Here is a 16235-nt window from a genome sequence, read left to right as displayed (position 1 = left end):
TCAACGCGATCCCTCGCCTTGCCCGGATCCGCGCCGCCCTGCGGCGGGGCGCACCCTGGCGCGGGGCCGGAGCGCGGCGTATCCCGCGTCCCGGAACCCGCCCGCGAGAGGCGGCCCGATCCTCGTGAGGTCTGGATGCGCCCGTTCACTCCCATCGCCCTCGCCGCGGCCCTGGCGGCGGGACCGGCCTGCGCCGAGATCCGCAACGCCCCGTCGCCCCGGGCGCTCGAATTCTCGGCCTACATCTTCGCCGCCGTCAACGTCTGCGGCTACCGGATCGGCGCCGCCCCGTTCGAGGCGCTGCTCGCCAAGCAGGGAACCCGGGTGGCGGACGTTCAGCCGGGCGGCCCGTTCGGCAGCCGCGTGCAGATGATGTTCACGCTGATGTCGAACCAGATGCAGATGAACCGGGAGCAGGCCTGCCTCGCGGTGGCCGGCGAGTACGGGCCGGAGGGCAACATCGCCCGCAACGTGCTGCTGCCGGCCGGGGCCGAGCAGCCGGCGGCGGAGGGCGCCGCGCCCGGGGCCACCAAGCCTGCGGAGCCGGCCAAGCCGGCGCAGTAGCCCGCGTCTCAGCCGAGCCGCCAGTCGATCGGCGCGATCCCCCGGGCCTCCAGCCACGCGTTGGCGCGGCCGAACGGGTCGGATCCCGGAAAATCCCGGGCGCGGTTGAGGGGCGAGGGGTGGCCGCTCTCGAACACCCCGTGGCGCGCCGTGTCGATCAGCGCGGCCCGGGCCCGGGCCTGGGCGCCCCAGAGCAGGAAGGCCGCCGGGTGCGGCCCGTCCGAGACCGCGCGCACCGCCGCGTCGGTCAGCGCCGCCCAGCCGTAGCGCAGGTGCGCGCCGGCTTTGCCCGCCTCGACGGTGAGCGCGCTGTTGAGGAGCAGCACCCCCTGCCGCGCCCAGGGGGTGAGGTCTCCCCCCGCCGCCCGGTCGGACCCGGCCTCGGCGAGGATCACCCGCAGCGAGGCCGGCAACCGGCCGCTGCCGACATAGGAGAAGGCCAGCCCGTTGGCATCGCCCGGCGTCGGGTAGGGGTCCTGGCCCAGGATCACCGCCCGCACCGCCGGCAGCGGCGTCTCCGTCAGGGCCCGAAAAATGTTGTCCGGCTCCGGCAGGACCCGCGCCCCCGCCGCGATCCGCGCGTCGACCCGCTCCGCCACCGCGTCGGCCGCGCCGTCCGCGAAGAACGGCAGCGCCAGCCACGGGGAGCCGGATTCGCGGAATCGGGCGAGGGCGGCGGCGACGGGTCCGTCGGTCATCTCTGGCTTCGGCTCACGCGGTCGGATGGGCCCGAGATAGGTCGCACCGTCGCGGGGACGACGGATCGGCGGCGGTTGCCGGGCTCCGCGGCCCGCGTGTACGGAAGGGGACCCAGTCGGGACGGCATGCCGCCCCCGAGCGGCCTTCGCCGGACGCGGTCGGCGTCCTAGATAGGCGGTGCAGGCCGGATCGGCGCGACGCCCCCGATCTGTCGGCCCGGAACACGTGTAAGGAATCGGCGCCCGTCGCCGGAACGATGGCATGAACGAACGCGTCGAACCCGCCACCCTGGCGGATCGCCGGCCCGTGGCGCCGCGGGCCCCCGCCGCCGGCAGCCTGCCGGGGGACCATCCGGCCGTGGCCTGGGGCCGGGTCGGCGTGCTGCTCATGAACCTCGGCACCCCCGAGGGCACGAGCTACTGGCCGATGCGGCGCTACCTCAAGGAATTCCTGTCCGACCGGCGGGTGATCGAGGTGCCGCGCCTGATCTGGTGGCCGCTCCTCAACCTCGTCATCCTGTCGAAGCGCCCGGGGCCGAAGGGCCGCGACTACGCGAGCGTCTGGAATACCGAGCTGGACGAGGGCCCGCTCAAGACCATCACCCGCGGCCAATCCGAGCGGCTCCAGGCGGCAATGGGCGACACCGTCGTCGTCGACTGGGCGATGCGCTACGGCAAGCCCGAGGTGGCGGGCCGCCTTCAGGCGCTGCTCGACCAGGGCTGCGACCGCATCCTGCTCGTGCCGCTCTACCCGCAATACGCCGCCGCCACTTCGGCCACCGCCTGCGATCAGGCGTTCCGGGCGCTCATGGAGATGCGCTGGCAGCCGACCGTGCGCGTCTCGCCGCCCTACCACGACGACCCCGTCTACATCGCGGCGATGGCCCAATCGATCCGCGAGGGGTTGGACAAGCTCGATTTCGAGCCGGAGGTGATCCTCACCTCGTTCCACGGGGTGCCGAAGAGCTACCTGCTCAAGGGCGACCCCTATCACTGCCAGTGCCACAAGACCGGCCGGCTGATCCGCGAGGCGCTGGGCCTCTCGACCGAGCGGATGCGCGTCACCTTCCAGTCGCGCTTCGGCAACGAGGAGTGGCTGAAGCCCTACACCGACGAGACCGTGCAGGAGCTGGCCAAGTCCGGCGTCAAGCGCATGGCGATCGTGGCCCCCGGCTTCACCGCCGACTGCCTGGAGACCCTGGAGGAACTCGACGGCGAGAACCGCCACTATTTCGAGGGCAACGGCGGCGAGCGCTTCGCCTACATTCCCTGCCTCAACGACTCGGAGCTCGGCATGCGCGTGATCGAGCACGTGGTCCGCCGCGAGCTTCAGGGCTGGATCTGAATTCGGGCGTCGGGCCGCCTCCCGGCGGAAAATTCTCTCCGGGAGCGCTTGCCGCGGCGGCGCGTCCGCCTATCCTGTCCGGGCTCGGCCACGCTTGGGAGCCGCGCTCGCCCGGGCCGAACCGACTCCGTCGTCGGCGGCGAGCGCTCAGGGAGAGTCGTCACATGGCGTTCTTCATCGGGATCGCGTGCCCGTGGATTCTCGTGGCGATCATGAGCAGTCTGTCCGAGACGCGCCGCGTCAACGAGTTGGAGGCGCTCGGCGTCACGCCGCAGCCCGCCACCGCCCGCTCGTCCTACCTCGTGCCCGACCGGCCCTACTGAGCCGGCCGGGCGACCGGTTCAGGGCTTCTTCGCCGGCGGCGCCTCGGGCTTGCCCGGCGCCGCGTCGGTGCGCTCGATCTTGGCCTCGGAGCGCAGCTTCAGGATCAGGTCCTGCTGCGCCTTGCGGATCAGGTGCTGGTCGATCTGCTCCTTCAGCTCCTCGAAGGTCGGCTGCGGCTTGGTCCGCTTCTCCTCGACCTTGATGACGTGCCAGCCGAACTGGGTCTTGACCGGGTCCGAGACCTGACCGGGCTTCAAGGCGAAGGCGGCGGTCGCGAAGTCCGGCACCATGCGCTCCTTGGTGAACCAGCCGAGGTCGCCGCCCTCGGTCTTCGAGCCCGGGTCCTTCGAGGTCTCGGCCGCGACCTTGGCGAAGTCCTCGCCCGCCTTGATCCGCGCGGCGATCTTCTTCGCGTCGGCCTCGTTGTCGACGAGGATGTGGCGGGCGTGCACCTCCTCCTCGGGCTTCATCAGCTTGACGGTCTGGTCGTAGATCGCGTGCTCGGCCTCGGGCGTGACCGCCTTCTTGGCCTCCTGCTCCAAGTAGTCGTCGAGCAGCAGCTTGTCGCGGAAATAGGCGAGCTTGCGCTTGAAGTCGGCGCTGTCGCCCACCTTGGCGGCCTCGGCCGCCTGCGCGCCGACCTTGAGGTCGACCATGTAATCGACGAGCAGACCCTTCTTCTGCGCCTCGTCCACGCCCGGCAGCGACAGGGCCGGATCGTCGGCCGCAACCGCGATGTCGCCCTGCGTGATCGGCTGGCCGTTCACCTTGGCCACCACCGTGCCCGGTGCCGGCGTCGCGCTCGCCGTCGGCGTCGGAGCGGCCGGGGCCTGCGCCCGGACGGGGAGCGGCGCGGCGCAGGCGAGGGCGAGCGTGAGCAGGGCGCCCGAGCGCCGGAGATGGGACAGGCTCGACATGGGTACGGTCCTCGGCGTCGGAGCCGGCCGCCTCGCCCGGGCGGGCGCGGGCGGCGGCGCGCGTGCGGCTGCGGCCGCGGAAGTGCGCGACACAAGTGGACCGGGGCTCGGGCAAAGGCAAGCGCGGCCGGACCTGCGTTTCAGCGCGCACGGGTTCATCCGGCGAGGCAGACGGACAGGCCCGCGCGATGGGATTCCGGGTTCCGAACGGGCCTTCGTGCCGCCCCTGTGGGCACCGCCTCTTTCAGGTGCGCGGGGCGATGTTTACCTCTATAAGCCCGGCCAACTCCGCCCAGGCCGGCCCGCGACGCGCTCTCCGTCGCCGGGCTCGCGCGTCCGCAGGTTCACGATGCTCGGCTCCATCGCCAAGAAGATTTTCGGCTCCTCCAACGACCGTCGGGTCAAGGGCTACCGGCCCCGGGTGGCGCAGATCAACGCGCTGGAGCCCGAGATCCAGGCGCTCACCGACGAGCAACTGCGCGCCCGGACCGACATGCTGAAGGCGGAACTCGCCGCCGGCAAGAGCCTCGACGACATCCTCGTCCCCGCCTTCGCCACCGTGCGCGAGGCGGCCAAGCGCGTGCTCAGCCAGCGCCACTTTGACGTGCAGCTCATCGGCGGCATGGTGCTGCACGAGGGCGGCATCGCCGAGATGAAGACCGGCGAGGGCAAGACGCTGGTGGCGACGCTGCCGGTCTACCTCAACGCCCTGGAGGGCAAGGGCGTCCACGTCGTCACCGTCAACGACTACCTCGCCTCCCGCGACGCCGAGTGGATGGGCCGGATCTACAAGTTCCTCGGCCTGAGCGTCGGCATCATCGTCCACGGGCTCGACGACGAGCAGCGCAAGGCGTCCTACGCCTGCGACATCACCTACGGCACCAACAACGAGTACGGCTTCGATTACCTGCGCGACAACATGAAGTACGAGCTGTCGCAGCTCGCGCAGCGGGGACACAACTTCGCGATCGTCGACGAGGTCGACTCGATCCTGATCGACGAGGCGCGCACGCCGCTGATCATCTCCGGACCCGTGGACGACCGCTCGGAACTCTACGTCGCCGTCGACGCGCTGATGCCGCGCCTGGAGAAGGCGTTCTACGACCTCGACGAGAAGCAGCGCACCGTGTCGCTGACCGAGGAGGGCAACGAGTTCATCGAGGAGGCGATGCGCGAGGCCGGCCTCCTCAAGGAGGGCGACCTCTACGACGCGCACAACGTCACCCTCGTCCATCACGTGAACCAGGCGCTGCGCGCCCACACCCTGTTCACGCGCGACAAGGACTACATCGTCAAGAACGACGAGGTGGTGATCATCGACGAGTTCACCGGCCGCATGATGCAGGGTCGGCGCTACTCGGAGGGCCTCCATCAGGCGCTCGAGGCCAAGGAGCGGGTGACGATCCAGCCCGAGAACCAGACGCTGGCCTCGATCACCTTCCAGAACTACTTCCGCCTCTACAAGACGCTGGCCGGCATGACCGGCACGGCCTCGACCGAGGCGGACGAGTTCGCAGAGATCTACAAGCTCGACGTGGTCGACATCCCGACCAACAAGGAGGTCGAGCGCGTCGACGAGGACGACGAGGTCTACCGCACCGTCGAGGAGAAGTACGCCGGGATCATCGCCGAGATCGACAAGGCGCATACGCGCCACCAGCCGATCCTGGTCGGCACCGGCTCGATCGAGAAGTCCGAGTACCTCGCCGAGCTCCTGAAGAAGCACGGCTACACGCTGCTCGACTACTCCGACCCGAACGCGCTCACCGACGTCTACAAGGCCGCCCGCGAGGGCCGCGTCACCAAGCGCTTCGCGGTGCTGAACGCCCGCTTCCACGAGCAGGAGGCCTACATCGTCGCCGAGGCCGGCGTGCCGGGCGCCATCACCATCGCCACCAACATGGCCGGCCGCGGCACCGACATCAAACTCGGCGGCAACGTCGAGATGCGCGTGGAGAAGGAACTCGCCCACCTGCCCGAGGGGCCGGAGCGCGACGCGGGCATCGAGGCGATCAAGGCGGAGATCGCCGAGAACCGCGCCAAGGTGCTCGCCGCGGGCGAGCCCGCCGACCCGGCCGCGGGCCGCAAGAAGGACCTGCCCGGCGGCCTCTACATCATCGGCACCGAGCGCCACGAATCGCGGCGCATCGACAACCAGCTCCGCGGCCGCTCCGGCCGCCAGGGCGATCCCGGCCGCTCGAAGTTCTACCTGTCGCTCCAGGACGACCTGATGCGGATCTTCGGGTCCGACCGCATGGACGGCATGCTGACCAAGCTCGGCCTGGAGCAGGGCGAGGCGATCATCCATCCCTGGATCAACAAGGCGATCGAGAAGGCGCAGCAGAAGGTCGAGGCGCGCAACTTCGACATGCGCAAGAACGTGCTCAAGTACGACAACGTCATGAACGACCAGCGCAAGGTCGTATTCGAGCAGCGCCGTGACTTCATGGGCCAGGAGAGCGTGCGCGAGACGGTCGACGAGATGCGCCAGGGCGTGATCGACGACCTCGTCGGCCGCCACATCCCCGAGAACGCCTACGCCGAGCAGTGGGACGCGGCGGGCCTCCAGGAGCAGGCGAAGGAGATCCTCAACCTCGACGAGCCGATCGAGGACTGGGCGAAGGAGGAGGGCATCGCCGACGAGGAGATGCGCGAGCGCCTCGTGAAGGCGGCCGAGGCCGCCTATCAGGCACGGGTCGAGCGCAACGGCGCCGAGGTCTCGGCCTATATCGAGAAGCAGGTGCTCCTCCAGACCCTCGACCACCTATGGCGCGAGCACCTCGTCACCCTCGACCACCTGCGGCAGGTGATCGGCTGGCGCGGCTTCGCCCAGCGCGACCCGCTCAACGAGTACAAGTCGGAGGCGTTCGACCTCTTCAACGGCCTCGTCGCGTCGCTGCGCGAGCAGGTGACGACGCAGCTCGCCCGGGTCGAGATCGTGTTCCAGGATCAGGATCAGCCGCCGCCCCCGCCGACCCTGCCGCCGATGTTCGCGCAGCACCTCGACCCCGTCACCGGCGAGAACGAGATGGACTACGACGGACGGGGAACCGGCAGCGACGGCGGCGGCGGACCGGCCTACGGCTACGCGGCGCAGGCCCTCTCGGCCGACGGCGCGGTGCTGGAGCGGGATCCCTCGGACGCCGCGACCTGGGGCCGGGTCGGGCGCAACGAGCCCTGCCCGTGCGGCTCGGGCCGGAAGTACAAGCACTGCCACGGCAGCCTCCAGGCGTGAGCCCCCGGGCGGTCTTCGTCGCCGGGGCCGGCACGGAGATCGGCAAGACCTACGTCACCGCGGCCCTGACCCGCCGCCTGCGCGCGCGCGGCCCGGTCAGGACCCTGAAGCCCCTGGCGAGCGGCGTGCCCCCGCTCGACGACCCGGCTTTCGCCGGGAGCGACACCGCCCGGCTCCTGGCGGCGCAGGGGCTCGCGCCGGACGCCGCGGCGGTCGAGGCCTGCTCGCCCTGGCGCTTCGCCGCCCCGCTGGCCCCGGATCAGGCCGCCGCGCTGGAGGGGCGGGCCGTGGCGCTGGCCGATCTCGTGGCGTGGTGCCGGGCGCGGATCGCCGAGGCGGAGGGGCCGCTGCTCATCGAGGGGGTCGGCGGGCTGATGAGCCCGGTCACGGTGGAGGCGACCGGCCTCGACTGGCTGAAGGCGCTCGGGGTGCCGGCGCTCCTCGTCTCCGGAAGCTATCTCGGCGCGATCAGCCACGCGCTCACTGCCCGCGAAACCCTCCGCGGCCACGGCGTGCCGGTGCTGGCGGTCGCCGTCAGCGAGAGCGCGGACGCGCCGACGCCGCCGGAGACCGTCGCCGCGGCGATCGGGCGGCACGCGGGTGCGCCCGTCTTCTGCCTGCGCCGGGACGCGCCCTGTCCGGACGGGCTCGCCGACCTGATCTGAGGCCGCAGCGCGACAGCGCCGCGGGTTCTGTACCGAGCCGCCCGCGCCCGCCCTGGACGGAACGCCCGCGCCTGTTAGCTTGCCGCGCGCGGCGCCAGAGCGCGGGCGCCGGTGCGGGAGCCCTCCGTTGAGCCAGACCCTCGCCCCGGCCGAAGAGGCCGAGCCCGCCGGCGATGCGGCGCATCCCGCCGACGGCGGACACGCGCGCGGCCGGCTGCGGCCGGCGCTCCTCCTCGGCGCGCTGGGCGTCGTCTACGGCGACATCGGCACCAGCCCGCTCTACGCCTACAAGGAGGCGGTGCGCGCCGCGAGCGACGGCGCCCACCAGGCCGCGCCGATCGCCGTGATGGGCTCGGTCTCGCTGATCTTCTGGGCGCTGATCCTCATCGTCTCGCTGAAGTACGCGATCCTGATCCTGCGCGCCGACAACCGCGGCGAGGGCGGCATCGTCGCGATGCTGGCGCTGCTCGGCGCCCGCCACGCCCGGCCGAGGACGTGGCAGGGCCTGCTCCTCGTGGTCGGCCTCGTCGGCGCGGCCCTGCTCTACGGCGACGGCGCGATCACCCCGGCGATCTCGGTCCTGTCGGCGATCGAGGGACTGAAGGTCGACGCGCCCGCCCTCGGCGCCTACGTCGTGCCGATCACCATCGTCATCCTCGTCGGCCTGTTCGCGGTGCAGAGCAAGGGCGTGGCCGCGATCGGCCGGGTGTTCGGGCCGGTGATGCTGGTGTGGTTCATGGTGCTGGCGCTGCTCGGCATCGGCGGCATCGTCCACCATCCCGAGATCCTGCAGGCGCTCAACCCGCTGCGCGCGGTGGACTTCCTGCTGCACGCGGGGTGGCACGTCAGCTTCATGATGCTGGGCGCGGCCTTCCTCGCGGTCACCGGCGGCGAGGCCATGTACGCCGACCTCGGCCATTTCGGCGCCAAGCCGATCCGGGTGGCGTGGTTCGTCCTCGTCCTGCCGGCGCTGGTGATCAACTATTTCGGCCAGGGCGCCCTGCTGCTCGCCGAGCCCGACGCGATCGAGAACCCGTTCTACCGACTCGCCCCGGACTGGGCGCACTACCCGCTGATCGGCCTCGCCACGATGGCGACGATCATCGCCTCGCAGGCGATCATTTCCGGCGTCTACTCGCTGACCCAGCAGGCGATCCAGCTCGGCTTCCTGCCGACCATGCGCATCGTCCAGACCGCGAGCGACGAGCGCGGCCAGATCTACGTCCCCGCGGTGAACTGGCTCCTGGCGATCGCGACCCTGTCGGCCGTCCTGATCTTCGGGTCGTCCGATGCCCTGGCCGGCGCCTACGGCATCGCGGTCTCGATGCTGATGGCGATCACCACCCTGCTCGCCGCCCTCATCGCCCTGCGCTGGGGCTACAGCCCGATCGCGGTGTTCGCGGTCAACGGCTTCTTCCTCGCCATCGACCTCGTGTTCCTCGGGGCCAACAGCGTGAAGATCATCGAGGGCGGCTGGTTTCCGCTCGTGCTGGCGGGCTTCGTCGCGATGATGATGCTCACGTGGCAGAAGGGCAACCAACTGGTCGAGGAGGCGCGGATCGGGCTCCGCCTGCCGGAGGACGCCTTCCTCGCCGGGCTCCAGCACCGCGCTCTGATCCGCCTGCCGGGGACCGCGGCGTTCCTGTCCTCGGCCGAGCACGGGATCCCGCTCCACCTCTCCCGCTTCGTCGAGCGCAGCCACGCGCTGCACCAGCGCGTGCTGATCATCACCGCCCTCTACGAGGAGACGCCGACCGTGCCGCGCAGCCAGCGCGCCCACGTCACCCTCCTCGCCCCCGACTTCTACCGGGTCACCCTGCGCTACGGCTTCATGGAGGACGCCTCGATCCTCGAAGGCCTCGCCTGCGCCGCCGAGTCCCGCCACCTGCCGGCCCACCTCGTCGACGACATGACCGTGTTCGTCGGCCACGAGACCGTCATCCCGAAGAGCGACGACCGCGGCATGGCGGTCTGGCGCGAGAGCCTGTTCGCGTTCCTCCAGCGCAACGCCGAGCGCACCGGCGCCTTCTTCGGCGTGCCGACCCGGCAGGTGATCGAGGTCGGCACCGAGATCGAGATCTGATTTTCTTCGGACTCGGCCGTGCGGGCGCGGCCGCCCCGCCATCGGGGTCAGCGCAGATCCTGACCGGCCACTGACCGTCCGCGGATCCGAGCCGTCGCGGCGGCGCCGGATCATACAACCCCCGGGTATCACACGAAGATTTGAGCACCCGCGTGCGGGGAACCTGTGCCGCACGTGGCCGTTCGGTCCCCAGCGAAAGCCGGCCGCGGCAGCGCTTGAGGCCCGCGGCGAGCCACCTCCACATCCCGGCAGCAGCACCGCGCCCGCGGTCGTGCGCCGTCGCGAGGGGCAGAACCAGAGGAGTGTTGCGATGAACAGCGATCACATCGAGGGCGGGATCCGCCACCTGCGCGGTCGGGTGAAGACCGCGACCGGCGCGCTTCGCGGCCGCCCGCGCCAGCAGGCCGAGGGCGCCTTCGATCAGGCCGCCGGGGCCGCCCAGTATGCCTATGGCCGGGCGCGCGACACGGTCCACGACCTGCGCCGCGACGGCGAGCACCTCGTGGCCGAGGGCCGGTCCCGCGGCCGCGCCTTCATCGACGAGGCCGAGGCCCGGGGCCACGCCCTGGCGGACGAGGCGGTCGAGCGCGGGCGTCACTACCGCGGCCGGGCCGAGCACCACGGGCGCGCGCTCGCTCGCCGCGCCGACGAGAACCGCGCCGCCACCGTGGCCCTCGTCGCCGCCGTCGCCTTCGGGCTGGGCTGGCTGATGCGCCCGAGCGGCCGCGCCTGACCGCTCGCCGGCCCGCCGCGCATCCGGGCGGCGGGCCGGCGATACGCATAAAGACATCTTTATGTCTTGATTGCTTCGTAGCCCGCGGAGTGGTAGGGCCTCGCCCCGAGCCGCAACGCACACACGGAGCCGCCAGGACATGGCCAAGGATTACGTCGTCAGGGACATCGCGCTGGCCGATTACGGCCGCAAGGAGATCTCGATCGCCGAGAGCGAGATGCCGGGGCTGATGGCGGTCCGCGAGGAGTACGGTTCGAGCCAGCCGCTCAAGGGCGCCAAGATCGCCGGCTCGCTGCACATGACCATCCAGACCGCGGTGTTGATCGAGACGCTGAAGGCGCTCGGCGCCGACATCCGTTGGGTGTCCTGCAACATCTACTCGACCCAGGACCACGCCGCCGCCGCCATCGCCGCCGCGGGCATCCCGGTCTTCGCCGTGAAGGGCGAGACGCTGGAGGATTACTGGGACTACACCTCGCGCCTGTTCGACTGGCACGACGGCGGCATGCCGAACATGATCCTCGACGACGGCGGCGACGCGACGATGTTCGTGCATCTCGGCCTGCGTGCCGAGAACGGCGACACCGCCTTCCTCGACAAGCCGGGCTCCGAGGAGGAGGAGATCTTCTTCGCGCTCCTGAAGAAGAAGCTCGCCGAGAAGCCGAAGGGCTGGTTCGCCAGCCTCGCGGAGGCGATCAAGGGCGTCTCCGAGGAAACCACCACCGGCGTGCACCGCCTCTACGTGCTCGCCAAGGAGGGCAAGCTGCTCTTCCCGGCGATCAACGTCAACGACTCGGTGACGAAGTCGAAGTTCGACAACCTCTACGGCTGCAAGGAGTCGCTGGTCGACGGCATCCGCCGCGGTACCGACGTGATGATGGCCGGCAAGGTCGCGATGGTCGCGGGCTTCGGCGACGTCGGCAAGGGCTCGGCCGCCTCGCTGCGCAACGCCGGCTGCCGGGTGATCGTCTCCGAGATCGATCCGATCTGCGCGCTCCAGGCCGCGATGGAGGGCTACGAGGTCGTCACCATGGAGGACGCGGCGCCCCGCGCCGACATCTTCGTGACCGCCACCGGCAACAAGGACATCATCACCATCGACCACATGCGGGCGATGAAGGACCGGGCGATCGTCTGCAACATCGGCCACTTCGACAACGAGATCCAGGTCGCCGGCCTGAAGAACCTCAAGTGGACCAACATCAAGCCGCAGGTCGATGAGATCGAGTTCGCCGACGGCCACCGCATCATCCTCCTGTCGGAGGGCCGGCTGGTGAACCTCGGCAACGCGACGGGCCACCCGTCCTTCGTGATGTCGGCCTCGTTCACCAACCAGACGCTCGCGCAGATCGAGCTCTGGACCAACCCGGGCAAGTACGAGCGTCAGGTCTACACCCTGCCCAAGACGCTCGACGAGAAGGTCGCCGCCCTGCACCTGGAGAAGATCGGCGCGAAGCTGTCGAAGCTGCGGCCCGATCAGGCCTCCTATATCGGCGTGCCGGAGAGCGGCCCGTTCAAGCCCGAGCACTACCGCTACTGAGCGGTCCGCACGGACGGATCGAGGGGCCCGGCGCGCTGCGCCGGGCCCCTTCGCGTGTCAAGGCCCGATCGCCGGTCCCGACTGTGTCTTCTGTGTGTCGTTAACCGGTCTTCAACGCCGGCCGCATCCGGCCACGGTTCGTTCCTCTTCCGGTGCGGATTCGCGCCACGGTAGAGTGGTCTCGACTCATCGAAAGGTCGGGTCCGCGGAAGGCCCGCAGGGGGCGGCTGCGGGGACGGTGCGGATCGCGCCGCGCTTGCGCGCGCGCCGCACGGGCCGGCGCGGGAACCAGAGGGGCAACATGGCGGTCGGACGTGCGGCGCGCGTGCGGATCATCGTCGGCGCCGTCACCTTGACCGCGGCGAGCGCGGCGCTGGCGGAGCTGCCGGCGGGCGCCACGGTCCAGGCGCATCGGGAGATCCACAGCATCGCCGGGCTCGCGATCTTCGGCGGCCTCGTCGTCTTCGCGGTGATCCTCTCGCTGCTCTACCTGTACGAGCGGAACCGCTGGACGCGCCGCGAGCGCGAACTCGCCGCGGCCCTCGACGTGCTGCGCGGCGCGCACGACCGCGCCGAGATGCTGCTCAACGCCGAGCGGCAGATCGTCATCACCTGGGACCGGCGCAGCGAGCCGGAGATCGAGGGCGATGTCGGCCTCGCCTTCCACGGCGAGCGGCCGGTCTCGGGCTCGGCCCGGCGCGTCCTCGCTTTCGGGACGTGGCTGGTCGCGCCCGACGCCGCCGCGGTCGAGGCCGCCCTGGAGGCTCTGCGGGCGCGGGGGACGGCCTTCTCCCTGAGTTTGCGCACCCAGCGCGGCCGCAGCATCGAGGCCCAGGGCCGGGCCGTGGCCGGGCGCGCGCTCCTGCGCCTGCGCGAGACGAGCCGGGAGCGGCGCGAGATCGCCGAGCTGCGCGCGGGCCTCGACGAGGCGCGCCGGGGGCTCTCCGCCCTCGCCGGCCTGCTCGACGCGATCCCGCAGCCGGTCTGGCGGCGCAACCGCGAGGGCGGGCTCGCCTGGGTCAACGCCGCCTACGTCGCCGCCGTCGAGGCGGAGAGCCGCGAGGCCGCCCTCGACGGCTGTGTCGAGCTGTTCGACCGCGGGGCCCGCGAGACGATCGCCCGCGACGACGCGGTCCGGCCCGGCGCGGCGCCGCGCGCGGTGCCGCGAGTCTCGGCGGTGGTCGCCGGCAGCCGCCGCATGCTCGACGTGTTCGAATCCGGCCTCGACAGCGGCCGCGTCGGCGTCGCGGTCGACGTGTCCGAGCTGGAGAGCGTGCGCGCCGACCTCCAGCGCCAGATGAACGCCAACGTCCGCACCCTCGACCAGCTTCCGACGGCGGTGGCGATGTTCGACGTGTCGCAGCGCCTGATCTTCCACAACGCCGCCTATCGCCAGCTCTGGGACCTCGACCCCGCCTTCCTCGACGGCCGGCCCGCCGACGGCGAGATCCTCGACCACCTGCGCGCCCAGCGGAAGCTGGAGGAGCACGCCGATTTCCGCGGCTGGAAGCAGGGGGTGCTCGCGGCCTACCGCGCCGCCGAGGCCAACCAGAGCTGGTGGTATCTCCCCGACGGCCGGACCCTGCGCGTCGTCGCCGACCCGAACCCGCAGGGCGGCCTGACCTACCTGTTCGACGACGTGTCCGACCGGGTCAACGCCGAGTCGCGCTACAACGCCCTGCGGCGGCTCCAGGCCGAGACCCTCGACACCCTGGCCGAGCCGGTGGCGGTGTTCGGCGCCGACGGCCGCCTGCAACTCGCCAACCGGGCCTTCTCGACCGTGTGGCGGCTCGAACCCGGGATGATCGACGAGCGCGCCCACGTCGACGCGGTGATCGCCCGCTGCCGGGCGCTGGCCCCGGCCGAGGAGCCCTGGCTCGACATCCGCGACGCCGTGGTCGGCCTCGAATCGCGGGCCGGGCTGGCCTGCCGGCTCGAGGTGCTCGACGGCACCGTGCTCGACTGCGCGGCCCAGCCCCTGCCGGAAGGGGCGACCCTGCTGACGCTCATCGACGTGACCGCGAGCGTCAACGTCGAGCGGGCGCTGACCGAGAAGAACGAGGCGCTGGAGAAGGCGGCGCAACTGCGCGACACCTTCGTGCACCACGTCTCCTACGAGCTGCGCTCGCCGCTCACCAACATCATCGGCTTCACGCAGCTCCTCGGCGACGAGACCGTGGGCGCCCTCAACGACCGCCAGCGCGAGTATTCCGACCACATCATGCGCTCGTCGGCGGCGCTGCTCGTCATCATCAACGACATCCTCGACCTCGCCTCGATCGATGCCGGGTCGCTGGAGCTGGAGCGGGAGACGGTCGACGTCCAGGCGACCGTCGAGGCGGCCCTGCGCGGCGTCGAGGACCGGCTGGCGGAGTCGCGCATCACCCTGGCGGTCGACGTCCCGGAAGACATCGGCAGCGTGCTCGCCGACGGCAAGCGCGTCCGCCAGATCCTGTTCAACCTGCTCTCGAACGCGGTGGGCTTCTCGGATCCCGGCCAGCGCGTCGAGATCCGCGCCCGGCGCGAGGCCCAGGACCTCGTGCTCAGCGTGCGCGACCACGGCCGCGGCATGCCGCCCGAGATCCGCGCCCTCGTCTTCGACCGCTTCGAGAGCCACACCCTGGGCACCCGCCACCGCGGCGTCGGGCTCGGCCTGTCGATCGTGCGCTCCTTCGTCGAGCTGCACGGCGGGCGGGTCGCGCTGGAGACGGCGCCGGGGCAGGGGACCTGCGTGACCTGCCGCTTCCCGCTCGCGCCCGCCGGCGACCCGACCTCGGGAGATCCGACGCGGGACGGCGCCCCCGACGGACGCCCGGCGCAGCCGCCCCGCAACGCGCTGGCCTGAGCCCGGCGCCGCAGGCCCGGCTTGACCGGCCGGCCGCTTCCGATCAGCAGGGCGACATGTCCCAACACGACACATCCGGCTGGGCCGTCTTCGGAATCGGCGATTTCCGCCTGTTCGGCACGGCGCGCTTCCTCACCGGCCTCGCCTACCAGATGCAGGCGGTGGCGATCGGCTGGTTCGTCTACGACCTCACCCGCTCGGCCCTGGCGCTGGGCCTCGTCGGTCTGGCCGGCTTCCTGCCGGCGATGCTGTGCGCGCTGATCACCGGCCACGTCGCCGACGCCTACGACCGGCGGATCGTGGGCGCCGCGGCCTTCGCGCTCCAGGCCGCCGCGAGCCTGTGCCTGCTGCTCTACGCGCTCGGCGGGCACGGGGCGGTCTGGCCAGTCTACGCCCTGGTGGTGGTGGTCGGCACCGCCCGCGCCTTCGCCAACCCGGCCCTGCAGGCCCTGCTGCCGACGCTGGTGCCGACGCCGCTGTTCGGCTCGGCCATCGCCTGGAACGCCTCCCTGTGGCAGAGTTCCTCGGTGGCCGGCCCGGCGCTCGGCGGGCTGCTCTACGCGCTGGGGCCGGCGGTGGTGTTCGGGGCGGCGGGGGCGAGCTTCGCGCTGGCGAGCCTCGCGACCGCGCTGATCCGGTTCCGCCCCGCCGCCGTGTCCGAGCGGCCGCCGATCACCTGGGCGGCGCTCTCGGCGGGCATCCACTACATCCGCTCGCAGCCCGTGGTCCTCGGGGCGATCAGCCTCGACCTGTTCGCCGTCCTGCTCGGCGGGGCGACGGCGCTGCTGCCGATCTACGCAGGCGAGGTGCTCCACGTCGGCCCCCTCGGTCTCGGCGCGCTGCGCAGCATGCCCGCCGCGGGCGCCGTGACCATGGCGGTGTTCCTGGCCTATCGGCCCCTCCGGCGCCATGCCGGGGTGCGGATGCTGCGGGCGGTCGCCGTGTTCGGGATCGCGACCCTGGTCTTCGGGCTCTCGACCTCGCTGCCCCTGTCGATGCTGTGCCTGTTCGTGACCGGCGCGGCGGACATGATCTCGGTCTACGTCCGCCAGAGCTTCGTCCAGGGCGAGACACCGGACGCGATGCGCGGCCGCGTCTCGGCGGTGAACACCGTGTTCATCGGCGCCTCGAACGAGCTCGGCGAGTTCGAGTCGGGCGTGCTGGCCGCGGCGGTCGGCGCGGTGCCGGCGGTGGTGCTGGGCGGGGCGGCGACCGTCGGCGTCGCGCTGCTCTGGGGGCGCCTGTTTCCAGCGCTCAAGGCCCGGGACCGGCTGCTCGGCCAGTAG

Annotated in this window: 12 protein-coding genes; 10 read left to right on the top strand and 2 right to left on the bottom strand. The window is 71.7% G+C overall.

The features are described 5' to 3' along the window. Window positions 1-135: 135 nt before the first annotated feature. Window positions 136-564, top strand: coding sequence for a hypothetical protein (locus Q8W71_RS11060; protein WP_305525414.1), 429 nt, complete (start codon window positions 136-138; stop codon window positions 562-564). Window positions 565-572: 8 nt separating this feature from the next. Here Q8W71_RS11060 and Q8W71_RS11055 read toward each other — a convergent pair whose 3' ends face one another. Further along, window positions 573-1262: a uracil-DNA glycosylase gene (locus Q8W71_RS11055; protein WP_305525413.1), complete on the bottom strand. Its 690-nt coding sequence runs from the start codon at window positions 1260-1262 to the stop codon at window positions 573-575. A gap of 262 nt (window positions 1263-1524) precedes the next feature. Here Q8W71_RS11055 and hemH point away from each other — a divergent pair, with 262 nt between their 5' ends. Beyond that, complete coding sequence (gene hemH / locus Q8W71_RS11050; protein ID WP_305525412.1) at window positions 1525-2607, top strand: ferrochelatase; 1083 nt, start codon at window positions 1525-1527, stop codon at window positions 2605-2607. Between the two features lie 164 nt (window positions 2608-2771). Continuing rightward, window positions 2772-2930 carry a hypothetical protein gene (locus Q8W71_RS11045; RefSeq protein WP_305525411.1) on the top strand — a complete coding sequence of 53 codons (159 nt, stop codon included), beginning with the start codon at window positions 2772-2774 and terminating at the stop codon, window positions 2928-2930. An 18-nt stretch (window positions 2931-2948) separates the two neighbouring features. On the opposite strand, the gene Q8W71_RS11040 is transcribed toward Q8W71_RS11045, so the two are convergent. After that, window positions 2949-3848, bottom strand: coding sequence for a peptidylprolyl isomerase (locus Q8W71_RS11040; protein WP_305525410.1), 900 nt, complete (start codon window positions 3846-3848; stop codon window positions 2949-2951). A gap of 349 nt (window positions 3849-4197) precedes the next feature. Here Q8W71_RS11040 and secA point away from each other — a divergent pair, with 349 nt between their 5' ends. The 7 genes from secA (at window position 4198) to Q8W71_RS11005 (ending at window position 16235) form a co-directional block, all read left to right on the top strand. Next, entirely contained in the window at window positions 4198-7083 is a 2886-nt protein-coding gene (secA, locus tag Q8W71_RS11035) for a preprotein translocase subunit SecA (RefSeq protein WP_305525409.1), read from the top strand. Continuing rightward, a complete protein-coding gene (bioD, locus tag Q8W71_RS11030) occupies window positions 7080-7748 on the top strand; it encodes a dethiobiotin synthase (protein WP_305525408.1) in 669 nt (222 codons plus the stop codon). Before secA ends, bioD begins: the two co-directional genes overlap by 4 nt. 127 nt (window positions 7749-7875) lie before the next feature. After that, window positions 7876-9831 carry a potassium transporter Kup gene (locus tag Q8W71_RS11025; protein ID WP_370875386.1) on the top strand — a complete coding sequence of 652 codons (1956 nt, stop codon included), beginning with the start codon at window positions 7876-7878 and terminating at the stop codon, window positions 9829-9831. Between the two features lie 310 nt (window positions 9832-10141). Continuing rightward, a complete protein-coding gene (locus Q8W71_RS11020; RefSeq protein ID WP_305525407.1) occupies window positions 10142-10564 on the top strand; it encodes a CsbD family protein in 423 nt (140 codons plus the stop codon). A 139-nt stretch (window positions 10565-10703) separates the two neighbouring features. Beyond that, a complete protein-coding gene (gene ahcY, locus Q8W71_RS11015) occupies window positions 10704-12104 on the top strand; it encodes an adenosylhomocysteinase (protein WP_305525406.1) in 1401 nt (466 codons plus the stop codon). A 301-nt stretch (window positions 12105-12405) separates the two neighbouring features. Next, a complete protein-coding gene (locus Q8W71_RS11010; RefSeq protein WP_305525405.1) occupies window positions 12406-14949 on the top strand; it encodes a sensor histidine kinase in 2544 nt (847 codons plus the stop codon). Between the two features lie 56 nt (window positions 14950-15005). After that, window positions 15006-16235: an MFS transporter gene (locus tag Q8W71_RS11005; RefSeq protein WP_305525404.1), complete on the top strand. Its 1230-nt coding sequence runs from the start codon at window positions 15006-15008 to the stop codon at window positions 16233-16235.

Source organism: Methylobacterium amylolyticum (genome assembly GCF_030700245.1).
In the GTDB taxonomy this organism is placed as follows: Bacteria; Pseudomonadota; Alphaproteobacteria; order Rhizobiales; family Beijerinckiaceae; genus Methylobacterium.
This window is presented reverse-complemented; position numbering and strand designations above follow the sequence as displayed.